This window comes from Vibrio sp. S9_S30 (assembly GCF_014694455.1).
GTDB lineage: Bacteria > Pseudomonadota > Gammaproteobacteria > Enterobacterales > Vibrionaceae > Vibrio.
Genome location: NZ_JAAUWT010000001.1, coordinates 88141 through 109228, shown reverse-complemented (window position 1 = coordinate 109228; position 21088 = coordinate 88141). Strand labels below are relative to the sequence as shown.

16 protein-coding genes are annotated in these 21088 nt (G+C 45.5%); 5 read left to right on the top strand and 11 right to left on the bottom strand.

Annotated elements, in window-relative coordinates:
• Positions 1-2 precede the first annotated feature (2 nt).
• The 5 genes from parE to nudF all read right to left on the bottom strand — a co-directional run bounded on the left by parE (position 3) and on the right by nudF (position 4685).
• Positions 3-1883: a DNA topoisomerase IV subunit B gene (gene parE / locus HC752_RS00535; protein WP_190333136.1), complete on the bottom strand. Its 1881-nt coding sequence runs from the start codon at positions 1881-1883 to the stop codon at positions 3-5.
• Between the two features lie 258 nt (positions 1884-2141).
• Positions 2142-2732, bottom strand: a complete 591-nt coding sequence (gene yqiA, locus HC752_RS00530; protein ID WP_238930391.1) for an esterase YqiA — start codon at positions 2730-2732, stop codon at positions 2142-2144.
• A gap of 1 nt (position 2733) precedes the next feature.
• Positions 2734-3549 carry a 3',5'-cyclic-AMP phosphodiesterase gene (gene cpdA, locus HC752_RS00525; RefSeq protein WP_190333134.1) on the bottom strand — a complete coding sequence of 272 codons (816 nt, stop codon included), beginning with the start codon at positions 3547-3549 and terminating at the stop codon, positions 2734-2736.
• A gap of 80 nt (positions 3550-3629) precedes the next feature.
• The gene (locus HC752_RS00520; protein WP_190333133.1) at positions 3630-4055 is read right to left on the bottom strand and encodes a DUF1249 family protein; all 426 of its coding nucleotides are present in this window, start codon (positions 4053-4055) and stop codon (positions 3630-3632) included.
• A gap of 3 nt (positions 4056-4058) precedes the next feature.
• A complete protein-coding gene (gene nudF / locus HC752_RS00515; RefSeq protein ID WP_190333132.1) occupies positions 4059-4685 on the bottom strand; it encodes an ADP-ribose diphosphatase in 627 nt (208 codons plus the stop codon).
• 226 nt (positions 4686-4911) lie between these two features.
• Here nudF and tolC point away from each other — a divergent pair, with 226 nt between their 5' ends.
• Positions 4912-6216, top strand: coding sequence for an outer membrane channel protein TolC (gene tolC, locus HC752_RS00510; RefSeq protein ID WP_190333131.1), 1305 nt, complete (start codon positions 4912-4914; stop codon positions 6214-6216).
• Between the two features lie 69 nt (positions 6217-6285).
• Here the strand turns inward: tolC and hldE are convergent, their stop codons facing one another.
• The 4 genes from hldE to HC752_RS00490 form a co-directional block, all read right to left on the bottom strand.
• A complete protein-coding gene (hldE, locus tag HC752_RS00505; RefSeq protein WP_190333130.1) occupies positions 6286-7716 on the bottom strand; it encodes a bifunctional D-glycero-beta-D-manno-heptose-7-phosphate kinase/D-glycero-beta-D-manno-heptose 1-phosphate adenylyltransferase HldE in 1431 nt (476 codons plus the stop codon).
• 101 nt (positions 7717-7817) lie between these two features.
• Entirely contained in the window at positions 7818-10667 is a 2850-nt protein-coding gene (gene glnE, locus HC752_RS00500) for a bifunctional [glutamate--ammonia ligase]-adenylyl-L-tyrosine phosphorylase/[glutamate--ammonia-ligase] adenylyltransferase (protein ID WP_190333129.1), read from the bottom strand.
• 113 nt (positions 10668-10780) lie between these two features.
• Complete coding sequence (locus HC752_RS00495; RefSeq protein ID WP_190333128.1) at positions 10781-12385, bottom strand: methyl-accepting chemotaxis protein; 1605 nt, start codon at positions 12383-12385, stop codon at positions 10781-10783.
• A 345-nt stretch (positions 12386-12730) separates the two neighbouring features.
• A complete protein-coding gene (locus HC752_RS00490; protein ID WP_190333127.1) occupies positions 12731-14245 on the bottom strand; it encodes a CYTH and CHAD domain-containing protein in 1515 nt (504 codons plus the stop codon).
• 205 nt (positions 14246-14450) lie between these two features.
• Here HC752_RS00490 and HC752_RS00485 point away from each other — a divergent pair, with 205 nt between their 5' ends.
• The 3 genes from HC752_RS00485 (at position 14451) to HC752_RS00475 (ending at position 17290) form a co-directional block, all read left to right on the top strand.
• Positions 14451-15131 (top strand): TIGR00153 family protein, encoded by a 681-nt coding sequence (locus HC752_RS00485; RefSeq protein WP_190333126.1) that lies wholly within the window; start codon positions 14451-14453, stop codon positions 15129-15131.
• A 122-nt stretch (positions 15132-15253) separates the two neighbouring features.
• Entirely contained in the window at positions 15254-16513 is a 1260-nt protein-coding gene (locus HC752_RS00480; protein ID WP_190333125.1) for an inorganic phosphate transporter, read from the top strand.
• A gap of 165 nt (positions 16514-16678) precedes the next feature.
• The gene (locus HC752_RS00475; RefSeq protein WP_190333124.1) at positions 16679-17290 is read left to right on the top strand and encodes a TIGR04211 family SH3 domain-containing protein; all 612 of its coding nucleotides are present in this window, start codon (positions 16679-16681) and stop codon (positions 17288-17290) included.
• A gap of 106 nt (positions 17291-17396) precedes the next feature.
• On the opposite strand, the gene HC752_RS00470 is transcribed toward HC752_RS00475, so the two are convergent.
• Together HC752_RS00470 and HC752_RS00465 are read right to left on the bottom strand one after the other, a co-directional pair.
• A complete protein-coding gene (locus tag HC752_RS00470) occupies positions 17397-18107 on the bottom strand; it encodes a general secretion pathway protein GspB (RefSeq protein WP_190333123.1) in 711 nt (236 codons plus the stop codon).
• 51 nt (positions 18108-18158) lie between these two features.
• Complete coding sequence (locus HC752_RS00465; protein WP_190333122.1) at positions 18159-19781, bottom strand: ExeA family protein; 1623 nt, start codon at positions 19779-19781, stop codon at positions 18159-18161.
• A gap of 84 nt (positions 19782-19865) precedes the next feature.
• Here HC752_RS00465 and HC752_RS00460 point away from each other — a divergent pair, with 84 nt between their 5' ends.
• Positions 19866-21077 (top strand): multifunctional CCA addition/repair protein, encoded by a 1212-nt coding sequence (locus HC752_RS00460; protein WP_190333121.1) that lies wholly within the window; start codon positions 19866-19868, stop codon positions 21075-21077.
• The last annotated feature ends 11 nt before the right edge of the window (positions 21078-21088 follow it).

Genomic DNA, 21088 nt, shown 5'->3' with positions numbered 1-21088 from the left:
TATTAAACCTCAGCCAAATCACCGTTGCTTTGTAGCCAAGCACGGCGGTCATCCGCACGTTTCTTGCCAAGCAACATGTCCATCATTTCCATGGTTGCATCGCTGTCATCTATGGTCAATTGAACCAAGCGACGCGTATTAGGATCCATGGTTGTTTCACGCAGCTGAAGTGGGTTCATTTCACCCAGACCTTTGAATCGCTGCACATTGATTTTGGCTTTCTTCTTAGAAAGGCGCTCCAATACTCCTTCTTTTTCATCATCGTCTAGGGCGTAGAAAACGTCTTTACCACAATCGATTCGATACAAAGGAGGCATGGCAACGTAAATATGACCAGCTTCCACCAACGCACGGAAATGGCGTGTAAATAGGGCGCATAAAAGCGTCGCAATATGAAGACCATCCGAGTCCGCATCCGCGAGAATACATACCTTACCGTAGCGTAAGCCATCTAGGTTATCGTTGTCTGGGTCAATTCCTAGAGCAACGGAGATATCGTGCACTTCTTGAGAAGCCAATACCTGATCAGCAGAGACTTCCCAAGTATTGAGTATTTTACCGCGAAGTGGCATCACCGCTTGGAACTCTCTATCCCGAGCCTGTTTTGCACTGCCTCCCGCAGAGTCCCCTTCCACAAAGAAAATTTCAGTTCGGCTCAAGTCTTGAACAGAACAGTCGGTAAGCTTGCCTGGAAGCGCTGGACCGGATGCGATTTTCTTACGTACGACTTTTTTGCTCGCACGCATACGACGATGAGCATTGGCAATACACACTTCCGCCAGTTGCTCGGCCAATTGCGGCTTTTCATTTAGCCACAGGCTAAAGGCATCTTTCACAACACCGGAAACGAATGCCGCAGTTTGACGAGAAGACAAACGCTCTTTGGTTTGCCCGGCAAACTGAGGGTCTTGCATTTTTATTGAGAGTACATAAGAGCAGCGATCGAAGACGTCATCACCCGTCAGTTTGATACCACGTGGCAACAAGTTTCGGAACTCACAAAATTCGCGCATGGCATCCAACAATCCTTGGCGAAGGCCATTAACGTGGGTGCCGCCCTGCTTGGTGGGAACTAAGTTGACATAGCTCTCTGTGATCATTTCGCCGCCCTCAGGCTGCCAAATCACGGCCCATGTCGCCATTTCCGTCTCAGCGGAAAAGTCACCGATATAAGGCTCTTCTGGAAGAACGGTATAACCTTTCACACCTTCAGCAAGGTAGTCTTTCAGGCCATCTTCATAGAACCATTTGTGTTCTTCGTTATTGACCTTATCGTTAAAGGTGATTTCGAGCCCAGGGCACAACACGGCTTTCGCGCGTAGATTATTGACCAACCTCAGAACAGAAAATTTAGCGCTGTCAAAGTACTTAGCATCCGGCCAAAAGTGAACAGAGGTGCCTGTATTGCGATGACCGCACGTGCCTGTCACCGTTAAATCACTGACCGTCTCCCCGCCCTCAAACGCGATTTCATGTACCTGACCTTCACGCTTTACCGTGACTTCAACACGTTTGGATAAAGCGTTCACAACGGAAATACCCACGCCGTGCAAGCCACCAGAAAATTTATAGTTATCGTTGGAAAACTTACCACCAGCATGGAGCTTGGTCATAATAAGTTCCACACCCGAAATCCCTTTTTCTGGATGAATATCGACGGGCATACCTCGACCATCATCGATCACTTCTAGTGATTGGTCGCTATGCAAAATGACTTTTATCTTCTTTGCATGCCCAGCCAATGCTTCGTCGACTGAGTTATCGATAACCTCTTGCGCAAGATGGTTTGGACGCTCAGTTTCGGTATACATACCAGGACGGTGTCGTACTGGGTCGAGACCTTCAAGAACAGACAGGTCTTTCGCATTATATTGTTCAGTCATAATACGGAATAATACTCAAGTGATTAGAATGCAATCAGCACATTGATGCGTGATTGTTCAGTTTTTTGGTGACATTGTGGAAAGTTGCGCCTAGTTGTAGAAAAAGACCTCAAAAGCACAATGATAAAACTATGATGGAACATACTCTGGATCAGACAAGGGGTTGTCAAGAGAGCAAGGTAAGTAAACCTCAAAATTATGACCCCATACCAACTTGGGCTAACTGCCCCTCCGTGTTTAAATGTTTAAGCTACCCAGCTAAATTCTTAGGAACTCTATGATTTGTTGAGGGTATCTTTCAAAACCAACAAAACTGTGATCGCCACCAGGCTCAACGGTTTGTTGTGCGCCTTTGTATCGCGTCACGGCTTGCCGAAAATCCAAGACTTCATCATCTTCTTGTTGAAGTAACCAAAAATCCTGTGGCTGTTTAATGATACTAACATCCAGCGCCTTAAGTTCATCCATGTGTTTTTCTTCTAACACATATTCTTCTTGAGTATAGGGATTAACTTGCTTCCCTAGGTAATCCGCCAACAATTCATAAGGTTTTACTGCTGGATTCACCAATACGGCTCTATAACCAAAATGAGCATTGAGCCACGTAGACAAGTACCCCCCCAGAGAGCTACCAATCAATCCAATTTGATAGTCGGCCTGATATTGTTTTACGGTTTCGAGCAAACACTCTGCCGCGAGCTGTGGGTAACAAGGAAGCTGTGGTGCAATCACTTTGATATCCGGCCGATGTTCACTACACCACTCTAGAATGATATTCGCTTTATGTGACTGAGGGGAACTGTTAAACCCGTGGATATAAAGCAACAATGAGGGCTTGTTTTGGCTCAAATTAATATCCTCCAGCAGAAAAATCAGGCAGAAACTCACCATCGGGTAATCGCCCAACTTCCAGTTTGAGTTCTCCCTCTTGGGTAAGAGTGAGCATGCGCCAACCTGGCGACTCATTATCTAACGCAAAATCATCGGAGTTAGGCTTAAATTGCACGCAAGTCGAAGGGGTCGCCACCACTCTGACTCCCTGATACATCACATCAAAATCTTGATGGACGTGCCCACATAGTACCGCCTCTACATTTTGATGATGGCTTAGTACGGACCAAAAGTCATCGGCATCTTTTAAAGCATGCTGATCAAGCCAATGACTACCGACCAAAACTGGATGGTGATGCAATAGCACAATGGCGCGATGGTCAGGAAACTCAGTCAATTTAGATTCCAGTAAATCCAACTGTTCTTGGCTCAGTCGACCATGAGGAACGCCCTCAACTTGGCTATCCAGTAATATGATCTGCCACTTTTGATTGAGCACAACGTGCGATGTAGTCTTAATTTGCGTAGACGGGAAAATACTGTGCATTCCCGGTTTGAAATCGTGATTACCCGGTAACCAAAAACATGGCTTCTTTAATGGAGCAATGCCTTCTTCAAATTTCTGATAAGAAACCGCGGTATGATCTTGAGAAATATCGCCCGTTGCCAGAATGGCTTCGAATTCCAATTGCCGAGAAAGAACCGTATTTACAACAGCATGAAAACTATCTTGGGTGTTAACACTCAATAAGCACCCGTCTTCAGGTTCAAACAAATGAGTGTCAGTAATCTGCAATAGTCTGATATCGCGATTTGAATCTAAGGACAATTTCAAAATAAAACCTGGCTGAATCTCTCTACACTATTTTGATAACATTGGTTTTTGATAACATTAATTTTTGATAATGTTGGTGCTTAATAAATGGGGCTTCGGCTAATACCGTTTTTGAGACAGAAGGTAAGCCACTCACCTAAAAATTGGTTAAGTTGAAACTTTTCATCCTTTTGCACCATTTTTGTATTGGGATAATCATAACGAGCAAAGACCCGAGAAATCTGCTCGCTTGCACACACTTCTGCAACACGAGCATCGTGGTAAAGTCGTACGGTCATCTTTGGAAGTGGAAAAACGGGTTGCTCGTCACACTGACACACATCGATGAGCGTGGTGTATTTGGTCACTTCACTCACTTCCAACTGATAAGCCATGGACGCCACCTGATAAGAACGCACGTCACCAACACTCGGTTGTCCTGGCAGCAATGCATTCAATTTGGCGTAATTGGTCTCGTATACTCTCATAAGAGCGGCAAGATCAACATGATATGACTTATTCAACATTCTTTACGTCCACCGAGATTTTAGTTCTTCATGATGCAATTCCAACCATTGCAGTGCAATTATTGAGGCACCATTCTCAATAATTCCGTCCCTAACAAGCTGGTAAGCTTCTTGCCGACTCATCACATGCACTTTTATGTCTTCATCTTCATAGTCTAAGCCATGAATGCCTTGAGCGCTTGATGCCGCTACCTGACCGATGAAAACATCCAACTTTTCAGAACAACCTCCTGAAGAAGGGTAGTAACTCGTTATGGTTTCGATTTTCCCAACGTCAACGCCAGCCTCTTCAATCGCTTCACGGCGTACAACTGCTTCAGAGGATTCATCGGTATCTATCACGCCAGCCACAATTTCGAGTTGCCATGGGCTATGGTGCTCAAGTGCCCCAACTCGAATTTGCTCAATCAGGACAACTTTGTCTTCGATAGGATCATATGGCAACATCGCGGCGGCATGACCCCTTTCAAACATTTCACGCTCAATGGGGTGACTCCATCCACCAGCAAACAATTTATGCTGGAATGTGTATTTCACCATCGAGAAAAAGCCTCGATAAAGCGATTTTCTTGAGATGATTTTTACATCTTGTGGAGTAAACTGTTGATGTTTGTTGTCTGACTGCTGCATTGCGTGTCTCCGGAGATGAGAATTCTAATCATTGTATCCTGATATCTCCAATGATTGCGCTCAACTTTTTTGATAATGACTGCAAAAATATTTAAGTGAATAATTTATTTGCTGTGCATCTAAGTGATACATTGCTAAAAATGCAAAGATAGACATAAAAGTCAAGCGAGTTGCGTTACACTCGCGCATGGCTCCAATTTTTATATAACAAGGCAGGAAAGGCAAAATGAAAAAGCTGCTTCCACTATTAATTACCACTGCACTAGGCATTAATGCAGCCTGGGCAGATAACCTAGCTGAAATTTACGATTTAGCAAAACAAAACGATCCTCAATTACTGAGTGCCGCCGCACAGCGCGAAGCGGCATTTGAAGCCATTAATAGCTCTCGCAGTACCATGCTTCCTCAAATTGATCTCCAGGCGGGTTACAACATTCGGCAGAGCAGCTTAAGTTCACGCGATAGTAATTCTCTGACAGCAGGCGTAGGCTTAAAACAAGAGCTTTACAAACGAAGCAGTTGGTTAAACCTCAAGCAAACTGAGAAAAAGGCTCGAGAAATTGATTCAGACTACGCAGCTCAACAGCAAAATCTTATCCTACGAGTGGCTAAAGCCTACTTTGAAGTGCTAAAAGCACAAGACAGTCTCGATTTTGTTCGTGCAGAAAAAGCCGCTGTAGCTCGCCAACTTGAACAAACCAAACAACGCTTTGAAGTCGGTTTATCCGCAATCACGGATGTACATGATGCGCAAGCGCAGTATGACAGCGTATTGGCATCGGAGGTACTTCAAGAAAACACCCTAGCCAATAGCTACGAAGCTCTGCGTGAAATCACTGGCGAGGAACACCAAAAAATCGCCGTTCTTGATACTAAGCGCTTTTCAGCAGACAGACCCGAGGCATCAACCCAAGCATTAATCGAACAAGCGCAACAAGAAAACTTAGCGCTACTGACCAAGCGCATCGCACAAGATATCGCAAGAGACTCCATCTCGTTAGCCTATTCTGGTCATTTACCAAGCCTTACGTTAGATAGTGGATATAATTTCACCAACGTTTCTGGTACAGAAGGGGGGATTGGGAATGGGAGCTTCAATGAATTTAACATTGGCGTAACTCTCCATGTACCACTTTACACTGGTGGTAACACGACATCACTAACAAAGAAAGCCGAAGCGGAGTATATTAAGGCGAGCCAAGATTTAGAGAAAACATACCGTTCCGTTGTAAAAGATGTTCGTGCCTACTACAACAACATCAATGCCAATATTGGTGCTATCCGTGCCTACAACCAGTCGATGATTTCAGCGCAATCCGCTCTTGAAGCAACCGAAGCAGGCTTCGATGTGGGCACTCGAACCATTGTTGATGTGCTCGACTCAACTCGTCGCCTGTACGACGCCAACCGCAATCTTTCTGATGCACGTTATAACTACATCCTAAGTGTTCTTGAACTTCGTCAGGCTGTGGGTACATTAAGCGAGCAAGATATTGTGGACATTAATGCAGGTTTGAAATCTGTAAGCTAAGTTGTTTTAGATCGTAAAAATAAAAAACGACGTATAAACGTCGTTTTTTATTTTTCCTAGCTGTGGAGGTTAACCACGCCCACCTTTGATTGCCTCGATGATCTCAGTAGTTGAACATCCTTCTTCAAAGTTCAACACTCGCACTTCACCGCCAGCATCAATGACTTCTTTGCCACCCGCTATCTCTTCTGGTTTATAGTCTCCGCCTTTGACAAGCAAGCTTGGTAATACTTCAGCAATCAAACGTTGTGGTGTTTCTTCACTGAATGGAACCACCCAATCAACAGCACCTAAACCAGCGAGTACGGCCATTCGGCGTTCTGTTGAATTGACGGGTCTACCTGGACCTTTCAACGCTCTTACCGACGCATCCGTATTGACGGCAACAATGAGCCTGTCGCCAAGTTCAGCGGCGTGATTTAAATACGACACGTGACCCGCATGTAAAATATCAAAACAACCGTTGGTCATGACCACTTTCTCACCTTTTGCGCGTGCTTGTTTTACTGCCGCAATCAGATCATGTTCGCTAATCACGCCGTAATCGGTGTCTTGGCTACCGTGCACTGCTGCTGCCAACTCAATGGTGGACAGCGTTGACGTACCAAGCTTACCAACCACGACACCTGCGGCAGCATTCGCTAACGCACACGCCTCATCGAGTGGTTTTCCCGCCGCCACAGAGGCAGCAAGAACGGATATAACCGTATCGCCTGCGCCTGTTACATCAAAGACTTCTTTTGCTTGAGTTGGAAGATGAAAAGGTTCTTGACCTCTACGAAGTAACGTCATGCCATGCTCACTTCGAGTGACCAGCAACGCCTCAAAATCAAATTCTTCAATCAGAGCCAGCCCTTTTTCAGCAAGATCTTCTTCATTCTTCACTTTTCCGGCAACTAACTCAAATTCCGCCATGTTCGGTGTCAGCAATGTTGCACCACGATAGCGTTCAAAATCGGCACCTTTGGGGTCAATAAAAACAGGGACACTAGCAGAGCGCGCTTTCTGAATGAACTGCTGAACATGTTCTAACGCCCCTTTCGCATAATCCGATAAAATGACTGATTTCACGTTCGGTAACGCTTTCTCCATGCGATCCAGTACAAATTGCGCATCAGTATTTTCAAAGTTGTCTTCAAAGTCTAACCGGATAAGCTGCTGACCACGGCTCATTACACGCAACTTAGTGATCGTTGGAAAGTCGGGAAGTGAGACAAAATCACACGTCACGTTTAGAGAGGTTAATTTTTCATTCAACACTTGAGCGGGTTCATCTTGACCCGTTAAGCCGACTAAATACGCATGACCACCAAGACTGGCAATATTCATCGCCACGTTTGCCGCTCCACCTGGGCGCTCCTCATTGTCTTCAACTTTGACAACAGGTACTGGTGCTTCTGGTGAAATTCGACCTGTCGGTCCGTACCAGTAACGATCGAGCATTACATCGCCTACAATCAGCACTCCAGATTGAGTGTAGTCCGGCAAAATTGGTTTCATGTTTGTCTCCAAAAATACAAATCCGGCAGAATAGTAACATAGCCGCCAGACGCAAAAAACGGTAAGACCAGAGTCTACACTCTGGCTACCTCAATGGGTGTTCAATCGATTAGCCATTCACGCCATGAATGCACGACGCATTCTCTTTCCTCTTGGAAGTGTGATTCCGCTACATCAGCGTCTTGATTTAACAAGTTTCGATGATGAATTTCATCTCTTAATGTGGTGTATGCAGAAGTCAGCTTGGCGGCTTGTTGAGCGGGCAATAACGACAAATTTGCCGCTGCTTCAAGAATCCGAACGTTATCAGAATACGTTAATAAAGATGGGAATTCTGAGCTGAAGTTTAAGACTAAATATTGAACTAAAAATTCAATGTCGGTGATGCCACCGGGATCTTGCTTCAACATAAACCGCCCGGCTTTTTTCCCCCCAAGATGGCTGCGCATTTTTTCACGCATCTCTGCAACGTCTTTTCTGAGTTTGCTTTGCTCTCGCTTTGCAGAGAGGACTTTAGCTCTTGTTGCTTCAAAAGCCGATTTTAAAGGTGCATCGCTGTATATAGCACGCGCTCTGACAAGCGCTTGGTGTTCCCATGTCCAAGCTTCCTGTAATTGATATTCTTCAAATGCATCCGTTGGGCTGACCAGCATGCCCGAAGCCCCAGAAGGACGCAGCCTTGTGTCGGCTTCATACAAGATGCCGGAAGCGGTGCGAACGGAAAAGATATGGATGATGCGCTGGGCTAAACGCAAATAAAACTGTCTGCCATCAATCTCTTTCTTGCCGTCCGTGTAGACATGCACTGGGCAGTCATGCATGAACACAATATCCAGATCAGAATTATAGCCCAGCTCCCAACCACCGACTTTGCCATAACCGATAACCGCAAAGCCTTTGCCTTCACGATCTTTAAGGTGGGTAGGTTCGCCATATTTTTCGGTCACTTGCAACCAAGCCTGCCCTACAACGGCTTCAACTATGGCTTCAGCCAAGTACGTCAAGTGATCACTCACTTTCATGACAGGTAATACACCCGAGATATCCGCCGCGGCAATGCGCAATATGCATATTTGCTTAAACTGTCGCAGCGCATCCATTTGTTGCTCCATATCATCTTCTGGAATGCGTGCTAGGTAATCCCGAAGCTCAGATTTATATTCTGTCAGAGGTGTTGGATTATAGAGGTGCTGCAAATCCAAAAGCTCATCGAGTAATATCGGGTACCGAGAAAGTTGCTCAGATATCATGGGGCTAGCGGTACATAACTTCACCAGTTGAGTCAGCGCAGCCGGATGCTCATCAAGAAGCTCTAGATAAGTCGTACGAGTGCAAATATTGTGAAGTAAATGTAAGACCCGAGACAAACCAAACTCGGCATCTTTGTGATTAAACAGTGCATGGAAGACCTTAGGCATCAATCGGTTCAAGACTTCGCGACCGCGAGGACCTAATGTTTTTTTCGCTAAGTCCTTTTTAAAGCCCATAATGGTTTTCACCAATGGATCTGGGGATTCAACTTTGAGGTCATCTTCAAAAATGTGCACCAATACCTCTTCGGTATTGGCCAGATCCCACATTTCTTTAAAGTGTTTTGAAACCGCTTGAGTTTCTTCTTCTTCATCACCGATGAGTTGCTCGAAAATCGCGTGGATATTAGACATATGTTCCTCTATCGAACCACGCAACGCATCCCAACTTGAACATTTCATCGCTACAGCTAAACGCTGTTGATCCAGTGCTTTGTCTGGCAAAGTCTGAGTTTGTTGATCGCCAATCGCTTGAATTAAGTTTTCAAGTTTTCGAAGGAATAAATACCCTTCTCTCAGATGCATGACGTCATCTTCCGATAACAAAGTTTTGGCTTCGATTGCGTCTAACGTTTCTAGTAAGCCCCGCCCTCTCAAGCTGGGCTCTCGACCACCACGGATCAGTTGAAAGACTTGAGCAATAAACTCCACTTCACGGATGCCACCAGCACCAAGCTTAATGTTGTCCGATAATCCACGACGGCGCACTTCGGTACTGATCATGGATTTCATGCGACGAAGTGATTGAATGGCACTGAAGTCGATGTAGCGCCTAAAAACGAATGGGCGAAGCATGCCTCTTAACTCTTGATACTCAGGGTACATTTCTCGCCCCATAACGCGAGCTTTGATCATGGCGTATCGTTCCCAATCGCGCCCTTGCTCTTGGTAGTAATCTTCTAATGCTGCATAACTCATCACCAACGGACCGCTTTCTCCAAACGGTCTCAATCGCATATCGACTCGATAACAAAAGCCATCAAACGTTTGCTGATCTAACGCTTTGATCAATCGCTGTCCCAAACGAGTAAAAAACTGTGCATTCGCAATGCTACGGCGGGCTCCTTGAGTTTCCCCATTCTCGGGATACGTAAAAATAAGATCGATATCAGAAGAAAAGTTGAGCTCACCACCACCTAGCTTCCCCATCCCAATGATCAACATGGGTTGCGCTTCACCATGTTCATTGCACGGCGTTCCCCACTCTTTACAACAAGCGTGATAAAGGTGCCTATAGGTTTCAAAAATAAGCGCTTCCGCAAGGGAGGACAAATGATGTAGGCTATTTTCCAGTGGCCACGACCCGGTAAAATCTCGCCACGCGATGTACACCATTTCCCGACGCCTGAATTCGCGCAATTTTTTCATCATGGTGTTTTCATCGACACATTTGGCAAGCTGTTTTTTTAACCTGTCACGATAGTCATCGGCTCGGTTTTGTGTTGATAACATTTCAGGTAATCGCTGACACAGCTTTTCATCTCGCTGCATACTGTCGGCGATAAAATCACTCAAGCCTAGCACGCGCTCAAGATCCGATAATTTGGCTTGGGGCCAAGTGTCGAATACTGATGGGTAATGTTCTTCTATTTTCTGACGTGAGAATTGGGCTTGTTCTGCAATGGGCGTCGGTAAGGTCATTGTTCATCCCTGTCAACGAGTTAGGTGGTCTTATTCGATTTACCATATCACATAAAAAAACGCCCACATATGAAATGTGAGCGCTATTTGTATTCTATGAGTTTAAAAACCCGTCAAACATTAAACGACTGTATTTTCCCATCCAGTTCTTCAGCATTTGCTTGCATTATTTCTGATGTTTCCAGCAATTCCCCTACTACGACAACGGAGGCTTCTACGAGCTCCCGAACATTACTGAGGTTTTGGTTCATCTCTTCGGCTACCGTACTTTGTTGTCCAGCCGACGTGGCAATTTGGAAATTCATGTCATTAATTTGGTTTACCTGAACAACAATGCCATCCAGCTCTGTACCTGCATTGGTAACCAACGCCACACCTTCTGAAGCTTCAACCACACTTTTTTCCATTAACTCAACAGCGGAATTTGCGCTGGTTTGAAGTTGAGTGATCATTTCTTGAATCTCAATCGTCGCGCCTTGCGTTCTTTGCGCGAGGTTTCGAACTTCATCGGCAACCACCGCAAAGCCACGTCCAGCTTCACCTGCACGTGCCGCTTCAATGGCAGCATTGAGCGCTAGGAGATTGGTTTGCTCAGAGATTCCTTGAATTGTCCCCACCACACTGCCGATGGCTTCTACGCGTTCTTCCACTTGATTCACAGCCTGAGCAGATTCGGATATATCTCCCGATAACTCACTCATCTTACCTACCGTATCTCGCACAAAGCGTTGCGCTTGCTGAGCTTGACTCGAGGCATTCTCTGTAACAGACGAGGCATTTTGGGCGTGCTCTGCTACTGCCTGAACGGTTGCCTTCATTTCCCCCATTGCCGTTGCTAGCTGGTCAATCTCATTAAACTCTTCTTGCGCAGAATCTTTCGTTTCCGACATGCTGATGGCCATCACTTCCGTTAGAGCGGATAACTCTTGAGAAGAGTTGATTTGCAGCTTAATGACCTCTTGAAGTTGAGAGCGCGTTTTCTCTAGTTCACGAGCCAGATCGCCGTATTCATCTTTGCATTCCAAGTTAATGGGTGTTGATAGATCTTTGTCTGCCATTCTTTGAATGCTATAAGCAATGTACTGAGTCTGTCGTAGCATAATTCGCGCGGCGCCAAGTAGCAGAGCAACAAACACAATGATCATCACCAAGGTTTGCCAAAAGATTTGCGACAAATAGTCGTCGTAGCGAGCTTGAGCAATGTCTCCACTTTGAGAGGCGATGACAAACCAATCTGCACCACTAATTTTGGACGCATACTCAAATCGATTACCACCTTCCAGCTCAAAACCAAAACCAGTAGAGGCTCCGCTAATCAGAGCCGATAAAGGCTGTCCACTTTCTGTTGTTTGATTGAGTTCAGAAAGAGTTCTTGCTGAAGGGTGACCGAGAACTTTGCCAGTGTCTCGTTCAACCAAATAGATGTAGTGGTTAGTGTTGCGGTTTTTGGTCAACGCAGCAATGTTGTTTTCCACCAACGACACCGCGCCTTCCCTATTACTGTTTAATACGCTGTCTATAGAAGAGGCTTGTGCGTGAGAAACTTCCTGCGCTTGATCTTTTTGGACAAGAACCACTGAATCGTAAAAAGTATTCGCATCCCAAAGTTGCTTCACAATGATCAGGACAGTACTGAATACCATCAATATCACTAACTTTGGCACCAACCGAATATCTGTAATAACTCTTTCCCACGGTTTAAACTTCATACTCGCCATAGTACGTACTCCATATAGTGTTCATTGAACTGCGAACAAATACTGCCGCACTCTTTGTGAGACGTACTTTTTATTGTTGTGGATTTATTTTACGCCTCGTATGAAAGCGATAATAACAAAGACATTTCGTTGCCATTGAGTTGCCAGTCACTTTTCACTGATGGAATTCCCTATTTGTGATCCAATACTTGTTGTTTACTCATATTGTTGGAAATCTCGCGATTTATGTGTCGGCGTTCAAACAGAAATATAAAATAACTTTTTAACTTAGTTAATGAAATGAGCTCGCGTTGAGCTAGAGAGTAAAGTGCACTCATTCAACCAAGTGCACTTCTGAGGAAAGGTTTATTGCCAGTAGGGTGTGGTATCCATACTCATTTTTCGGGTTTGTTCCATCGCATGCAAAATGGAGTTTTCTTGTCGATTCAACCAACGTTCCAATTGCATTTGGTTTTCACCGTCTAAACTTGGCAGTAATTTGCATAGCGGCTCTAACATTAACAAATCGTCGATACCTTGCTTGAGATCTTCCCAAGGTAAGCGGAACGCATTTCTATCTTCTGCGTTATAGAGAGACGCAAAACAGATTCCAGTGTACAAATTTCTGGATAAACGGTACTGCTGATCAATATAGTCTTGGCGGCTCAATTGACGCTCTGCTGGAAACGCCTCAACCAATTCAGCCCATGTCCTATCGAGTTGCTTTACCGAAAAGGTGCGCACATCTTGAGCCATCTTCTCACGTGCTTTGTCATCGAGGAATGGCTGCCAACCCCGAGTGAGGATCCAACGGCTCAGATCAAGCAACAAACGAGTGTAGCGAGCGGATTTAAGCAACTTCAAGGATTGTTCTCTGTTCGGTAGAGCTTGGAATTGGGCATCAAGCTGCTCGACAAGCCACTTTTGAGCATTCAACTTTCGTAATACATGCCCTTTATCATCCATCAACTCGCCTAAGTAGCCTGCATCTTTAAGCCACATTAGCTCATCTTCTAACCACATCAACTCTTGCCGTAGAACGGCGCTCGCTCGTCGTGGCACTATGCCGCCAAATACCGACAATGTTTGGCGAATAAAGCCAATGGCATGGGCAATTTCATGTAAAGCATCGAACTCATCACGCTCAACATAGATTTGCTCATGGTAATGCCAGTGACCCAATGCATGCTCCAAAGACTGAATAAGGCAATACTCTGCGTTGTGAGAACTTTCCGTTGCGACCAACGTCAGAGGTGTCACCTCATCACCTTGATGCTCATACGCTAACCGATATCCGCGAGCCGCTTTGCTCAAGTTACCCAAACGCATACCACCATCTTCACACAAAACACGAGCAAGATTGAAGAGTGCGTCGGTTTGTCCAGATTTCAACTCTAACTCGACTTCACAAATTTCATCTTGTTTGTCGCCCGCCGTTACCCAACCGTGATCAAATGCCACTTCAACTTGGCTCCCATCCGACATGCTAATCAACCACTGTTCGCGCTTAAAATCGGTAGAGAAAATAGGAGTAAGCTCTTGCTGTAATGCGTCTATTTCTTTGCCATTGGGCCAAATGTCGCTAGGATGGAGGTATAGGTCGGGAATATTATTGGAATGCTCGGCGTTGTATTCAGGCCGTTGATGTAAACCTGCAACAACACGACCCGCAGTTTTCACTGTCTGAACGAAGACATCATCATAGCGTCGAATTCGCAGACCGATGTCATGTTGTCTTAACCAATTTTCTGGGGTATCGAAATAGGTATTCCCCAACTCTCGACAACTGTGCTGTAGAACTTTCTCTTCAGCTATTTTGGCAACCAAAATCTTTGAAAATTCAGGTGAAACAAAAAACTTCAGTTCTATCTCAGTTTCCATATTTATACCTTTAACGGATGACCCTGAAAGCATATTGCTTAATACTAACATCAGCAAGAGGCAATTAACGCCCAAATGATGATCTAAAACAGTTTTAATGATGGAATGATTAGGTTAACATGCGCGACTTTATAGCCATCGTTCAAGATTTCACCTTTATGGCTGAAGTTTCTTATTAAGGTTATATTTTTTAGGTTGAATAACCATGCCAGTAAATACAATTATGGGGTTATTTGCAAAGTCCCCAATAAAACCTTTGCAACGCCACGTTGTGTGTGTGAATGAGTGCTGCTCTCACCTCGTTAATTTCTTTGAAGTTAGCGCTAAGGGTGACTGGGAAAAAGCCGGCGAAATTCGAGCTCAGATCTCTCATTTGGAGAGGGAAGCTGACGTGTTAAAACGTGAGATTCGTCTGAAACTGCCACGTGGATTATTCATGCCTGTCGATCGTACCGATATGCTTGATTTGCTCACCCAGCAAGACAAGCTAGCCAACCTTGCCAAAGACATCGCAGGTCGGGTTATTGGTCGCCAACTACAAATTCCAGAGCCACTTCAGGAAAACTTCATTTTATACGTTAAGCGTTGCCTTGATGCCGCCGATCAAGCGCAGAAAGTCATCAGCGAACTAGACGAATTATTGGAAACGGGTTTTAAAGGTCGCGAAGTCACTTTGGTGGCTGAGATGATCAACCAATTGGATGCCATCGAAGACGATACCGATGCCATGCAAATTGTATTACGCCAGCAACTTATGGCGGTCGAGTCGAAGTACAATCCGATCGACATTATGTTCTTATACAAGATTTTAGAATGGGTAGGTGGCATCGCCGATCAAGCTCAGCGCGTCGGCGCTCGCCTTGAACTGATGCTATCTCGTTCATAACCGAAAACTGAAACACATAACATGAGATTGGATTGCAACAAGGCGCACGGAAAGCTTGTGTGCCCTTGTTGCGCGCTTGTTCAAAAATCCTCTCATTCGTTATCCAACAACTAGGTATTACGATGGATATCCTTGCGAACTACGGCACTATCATAATTATAGTGGCTGCTTTATTTGGCTTCTTAATGGCAATTGGTATCGGTGCCAATGATGTAGCAAACGCCATGGGTACGTCCGTTGGCTCTAAAGCGCTGACGGTAAAACAAGCGATCATCATCGCGATGATTTTCGAATTTGCTGGTGCTTATCTGGCGGGTGGCGAAGTCACCGATACTATCCGTAAAGGGGTTATCGAGACGTCCTTCTTTGCTGATCAGCCTGACGTTCTTGTATACGGTATGATGTCTGCGCTTCTCGCTGCAGGTACCTGGCTACTGCTTGCGTCGTACATGGGCTGGCCGGTTTCTACTACTCACTCTATTATTGGTGCCATCATCGGATTTGCTTGCGTATCCGTTGGTACTGAAGCCGTTGATTGGCAATCAGTACAGGGCATTGTCGGAAGTTGGATTGTGACACCATTGATTTCAGGTATCTTCGCTTACTTGATATTCGTTAGTGCACAGCGCCTAATTTTCGATACAGAAAACCCACTCATTAACGCCAAACGTTTTGTACCAGTCTATATGTTCATCACCACCATGGTGATTGCGTTGGTGACCATTAAGAAAGGTTTGAAACACGTTGGCTTGCATTTAACCAACTCAGAAGCTTGGCTATGGTCTGCTGGTGTGTCTGGCTTAATCATGATCGGTGGCTACCTCTATATTCAGAAGAAGTTCGCCCATCGCGAGGACGACCACAGCTTCGCCGGTGTTGAGAGCATTTTCAGTGTGCTCATGGTGATTACAGCATGTGCGATGGCATTTGCCCACGGTTCGAACGACGTAGCAAACGCAATTGGTCCTCTATCTGCTGTGGTTTCGACCGTTGAAAACCTCGGTGAAATCGTGGAGAAAACGTCCATTGCGTGGTGGATCTTACCACTCGGCGGTATTGGTATCGTTGTCGGTTTGGCAACCATGGGACACAAAGTCATGGCGACAGTAGGTACTGGTATTACGGAACTGACTCCAAGCCGTGGCTTTGCTGCTCAGCTCGCAACCGCTTCAACGGTGGTTTTAGCATCTGGCACTGGTTTACCTATTTCAACCACGCAAACCCTCGTTGGCGCCGTGTTAGGTGTCGGCTTTGCTCGGGGCATCGCAGCACTCAACCTTGGCGTGGTACGTAACATCGTTGCATCTTGGGTTGTTACGTTACCAGCTGGCGCACTGCTTGCCGTCATCTTCTTCTATGCAATTCAAGGCTTATTTTTGTAAGCCTCCTGTTAGACACATGTCATTATTGACTCAAACGCACAGAAAGGGAGGCTTTACCTCCCTCTTTTGTTGCACCACCGCCTGAAAATTCATACTATCTCTGTCTAATTAAGAATAAATGGATAGCGTAAACGTTGTTCAACTCCATCAGTTAAGGGACGTACCGTGAAAAAACTTATTTGTCTGACCCTCTTTAGCATGCTTGTCGCGCCTGTCAGCTTCGCAAAAGATCGTTACATCTCAGACAACTTATTCACTTATATGCACGCAGGACCAAGCAATCAATTTCGAATCATCGGCAGTGTCAATGCAGGCGACAAAATTACGTTAGTTGCAACAAATCCTGATTCTGGATATAGCCAAGTTGTCGACTCTAAAGGCAGAAAAGGCTGGGTAGATAGCAAATACGTATCCACTCGCCCAAGCATAGCAGAGCGATTGCCTGCACTTGAAAAAGAGCTGACCGAAGTGAAAGAGAAACTGGCGAATGCACGTCGAAACTCTGATGATGAGAAATCTGGGCTGGTGAACTCCCTTGAAGCTCGTAACGAACAAATCAAAGAGCTTGAAAAGAACTACGCCGATATGAACAAGCAGTTAACCGCCTCTCAAAGTGAAGTGCGTGAATTGCGCGCAAAACTGGATACACAGAAAGAAGATTTACTGTTGAAGTATTTCATGTATGGCGGTGGTGTTGCGGGCATTGGTCTTATCTTTGGACTGGTTCTTCCTCACCTCATTCCCCGCAGAAAAAAGGCGCCATCTGGTTGGGCTTAATGCTTCATTCAAAATAGACACTAAAAAAAGAAGGGCACATTATGCGCCCTTTTTTGATCGCTGTACTTCATTAACATTAACAAGAGCACACCATAAAAAATGGAAGCTAACGCCATTCATGCAATGCAGGTAGCTCAATTTTCTGACCCGCAAACTCCACCACAACCGTTCTAGGGGTGATGCTCTTAATCATGACTTGATCATCGACCCAATCCCCCTCTTTTAACTCCTTACCATTCACTTTCACCCAGCGTCTATCTTTACTTGATGCGTACATATGAGTTTGTAAGTTAAGTGCCGGAAGTTTACCTCGGAATCGGCGTTCATTGCCTAATAGCGGCGTAGCTTCTAACGGCGTGGTCTCTAACGTCATAGCTTCAACGGGTTCATCATCATAACGACGAGAATCCAGTTTCGCGGTATCGTGAATAGCCGATTGAACCGCTTGCGCCAATTCCGGTGACAAAGAGGAAAGATCTAAGTTATCCAACGTTTCTTTTTTTTGCTCTTGAGGCTTTAGCTGTATTGGCGCCTCAGGTCGCGCTTGAGTACTCAGCACTCGTGCTGTTTCCGTCGCAGCGTCATACCGTACTTCAGTGGGGTGTTCATCGACCGTTGGCATGTCCTTAAGAGGCTTAGGTTCAGGATAAGTGATCACCTTCGCTAGTGGCTCTTTCACCGTTTTTACCTGTATGACGAGGGCGCTATCTGGTTGATAATTCATATACTGCCATGAAGACACCAATACAGCAGGAACGACAAATACCATCAATTTCAAAAAGCTGAACCCCGTTGAGGGCGTATTTAAGTAACTCATTGAATCCCCCAATGGCTGGAAGCCCCTTTCCACTTTATCCGATTATGCACATTACGCATCCGATGGTTCCTCAGTCACTTTAGTCAATGATGGAGCGGTCAATGATGGCGCCAAATCGTTCACAATTAGATCTAAATACTGCAAGGTCTTAGCTCCTACAATTCCATCAACAAATAACCCTTGCCAACGCTGAAATGCTTCCACTTTGTCTTTCAATACTTCATCAAAAACATCACTGCCCAGTGATGGTTCACCGAGTGCCTTAGCCAACATCACATCTAACTTAGCAACGGATTCGCCTTGCTGCCCAAGCTTAAGCGTCTCCGCAATTGGATCATGCCAAATAGTGCGATATTCACCAGCCCAGTTCTGCTCCAACCACCCGATAGGCACTTCTATACGAGCGTCTCCAACCAGAATTTGAGCCGTATTGCCAGATATTGCATACAGCAACGAATAATGTCGTTCGTCGCCCACATTCAGCGCAAAAACCACGGGGCGATTCCGCGTTATCACGTCATCTAACCCTCCTGACTCAATGGAACAATAGTAGGAAGAGCGAGACCTTTCACAATTCGTATCTCTAACCGAAGCCTTAAGCCCCCATAAACCGAACAGCTTTAGCGTTGTTTCTGTTTCACCTTCGCTGCGCTTTAAATAAGGCAACAAAGTATCAACAACCGGTATTTGGATCGTCTTGGTTGTAACTTGGACTTCTGGAGGTTGAGCTGGAATCACTTTCTGAAGCACCAGTGGTGTAGCAAAATAAGCCAATATCGCGAGTGCTGCGCTCCCAGTTAATAGCAGCAGTGTTTGCCAAATCGAAGAGGAGCGTGACGATGGTGAGGGAGCCCCCTGAACGGGTGCTTGGAACGCCATGACATCCTGGCAAGCTTGTTCGGCTCGCGCTTTATTCACAACCTTAACACCACTTTGACTGGCATATTGTAGGCTTTTATCGCAGATCAAATTGATAAGACGAGGTATACCCTGCGTGTATTTTGCGATGACTTTAATTGCAGCGGGTTCGAAACTACTTTGGGAGCCATTCGCCAACCCAAGCCGAAACGCAATGTACTCACTCACCTCTGTAGGGTTAAGTGGTAACAGGTGATATCGACCAGTAATACGCTGTGCAAGCTGTCTGAGTTCCGTTGTCTGTAACTTTGCTTGTAATTCAGGCTGCCCAATCAGCAATACTTTTAAAAGTTTTTGACTATCGGTTTCTAGATTGGTGAGTAATCTTAATTGCTCTAGCACATCAGGAAGGAGATGCTGCGCTTCATCTATGATCAAAAGCGTTTGACATCCGCTCTCATGATTCTCAAGTAAGAAACGCTGAATGGATTGCGTCAGCTCTTTCAGGCTGGCTGATTCTGGGTATTCAATACCAAATTCATCGCAAATAGCCTCCAGCAAATCTTGGTTTGAATACGTTGGATTGAGAATAAGCGCGGCTTTGGTTTCCTCTCCTAGAGTGGAAAGCATGGCTTTCGACACCGTCGTTTTGCCTGTTCCAACTTCACCAGTCAGCATCGCAAATCCGCCACCTTCTCCCAAACCCGATTGAAGATGATTCATTGCTTCTCTGTGACGCGCACTCAAATACAAATACCGAGAACTCGGTACTATGGAGAACGGCATCTCCGTGAAACCGAAAAAATCCTTATACATGCTTATCTCTCTTCGCTAAGATTCTGGCAAGTTACCATTGTGACGGGGTTTGTAAAGCTCCATGGCATAATTAGGAGGTCAAACTTGGACGTATATTTAGTCGGTGGTGCGGTGCGAGATCAATTGCTAGGCATTCCAGTACACGACAAAGATTGGGTTGTGGTTGGTAGCTCGCCAGAAAAAATGCTTGCCAATAGATTCCAAGCCGTCGGTAAAGACTTTCCTGTGTTCTTGCACCCCGAAAGCCACGAAGAGTACGCATTGGCTCGTACAGAGCGCAAATCTGGGCATGGTTACACAGGATTTGAATGTCACTTTGCGCCTGATGTGACCATTGAGGATGACCTTTTCCGAAGAGATTTAACCATTAACGCCATGGCTCAACACAAAGATGGAACTATCGTTGACCCTTACGGCGGGCAAGTTGATCTACACAACAAAATCTTGCGCCATGTGTCAGATGCGTTTACAGAGGACCCTCTTCGTGTTCTTAGAGTGGCACGATTCGCTGCCAAACTGGCTTCATTAGGGTTTACTGTCGCAGACGACACTCTCAAGTTGATGTCAAAGATAACGCAATCCGGAGAGCTTGAACACTTGACGCCCGAGCGTGTTTGGCAGGAATGGTACAAATCTCTCAGTACAGACAGACCTGACGTTTTCCTTGAGATACTCAGACAATGTGGCGCATTAAGTGTCATTCTACCGGAATTGGACGCACTATTTGGTGTACCTCAACCGCAACAGTGGCACCCAGAAATCGATACTGGCATCCACACATTGATGGTTGCTAGACAAGCCGCCAATTTGAGTCGAGACCCTGTGATTCGATTTGCGGCGCAAGTTCACGACTTGGGGAAAGGCGTCACACCGAAAGAAGAGTGGCCAAGCCATAAAATGCATTGCCATACCGGGCTCAATATTATTAAGGCATTATGTCAGCGCATTAAGATTCCAAATGAATACCGAGACACGGCACTCGTTGTATGTGAACACCACACCAATATACACCGAGCAGCAGAGCTACGAGCAAAAACAAAGCTTAAGATCCTGAATAAACTAAATGTATGGCGTAAACCGGAACGCCTAGCGCAGCTCTTGGTCTGCTGTGAAGCCGATCATCGTGGTCGACTGGGCTTGGAAAACCATCCCTACCCTCAATCAACACTTTTTAATCAAGCGTATCAAGCCGCATTACAAGCGGATGTTCAAAACGTCATTCGAGATGGATTTCAAGGAAAAGACATACGTGAGGAGCTAGACAAGCGGCGGCTGCGCTTTATTCAAGAATTGTAACCCCCAAAAGC

What these genes read in the sequence shown, in the direction of transcription:
- HC752_RS00480 (WP_190333125.1), top strand. Translation starts at nt 15,254, where the DNA reads ATGGATATCCTTGCGAACTACGGCACTATCATAATTATAGTGGCTGCT.
- glnE (WP_190333129.1), bottom strand. Translation starts at nt 10,667, where the DNA reads ATGACCTTACCGACGCCCATTGCAGAACAAGCCCAATTCTCACGTCAG.
- tolC (WP_190333131.1), top strand. Translation starts at nt 4,912, where the DNA reads ATGAAAAAGCTGCTTCCACTATTAATTACCACTGCACTAGGCATTAAT.
- HC752_RS00495 (WP_190333128.1), bottom strand. Translation starts at nt 12,385, where the DNA reads ATGGCGAGTATGAAGTTTAAACCGTGGGAAAGAGTTATTACAGATATT.
- HC752_RS00470 (WP_190333123.1), bottom strand. Translation starts at nt 18,107, where the DNA reads ATGAGTTACTTAAATACGCCCTCAACGGGGTTCAGCTTTTTGAAATTG.
- nudF (WP_190333132.1), bottom strand. Translation starts at nt 4,685, where the DNA reads ATGCAGCAGTCAGACAACAAACATCAACAGTTTACTCCACAAGATGTA.
- HC752_RS00465 (WP_190333122.1), bottom strand. Translation starts at nt 19,781, where the DNA reads ATGTATAAGGATTTTTTCGGTTTCACGGAGATGCCGTTCTCCATAGTA.
- HC752_RS00520 (WP_190333133.1), bottom strand. Translation starts at nt 4,055, where the DNA reads ATGTTGAATAAGTCATATCATGTTGATCTTGCCGCTCTTATGAGAGTA.
- parE (WP_190333136.1), bottom strand. Translation starts at nt 1,883, where the DNA reads ATGACTGAACAATATAATGCGAAAGACCTGTCTGTTCTTGAAGGTCTC.
- HC752_RS00490 (WP_190333127.1), bottom strand. Translation starts at nt 14,245, where the DNA reads ATGGAAACTGAGATAGAACTGAAGTTTTTTGTTTCACCTGAATTTTCA.
- hldE (WP_190333130.1), bottom strand. Translation starts at nt 7,716, where the DNA reads ATGAAACCAATTTTGCCGGACTACACTCAATCTGGAGTGCTGATTGTA.
- HC752_RS00485 (WP_190333126.1), top strand. Translation starts at nt 14,451, where the DNA reads ATGCCAGTAAATACAATTATGGGGTTATTTGCAAAGTCCCCAATAAAA.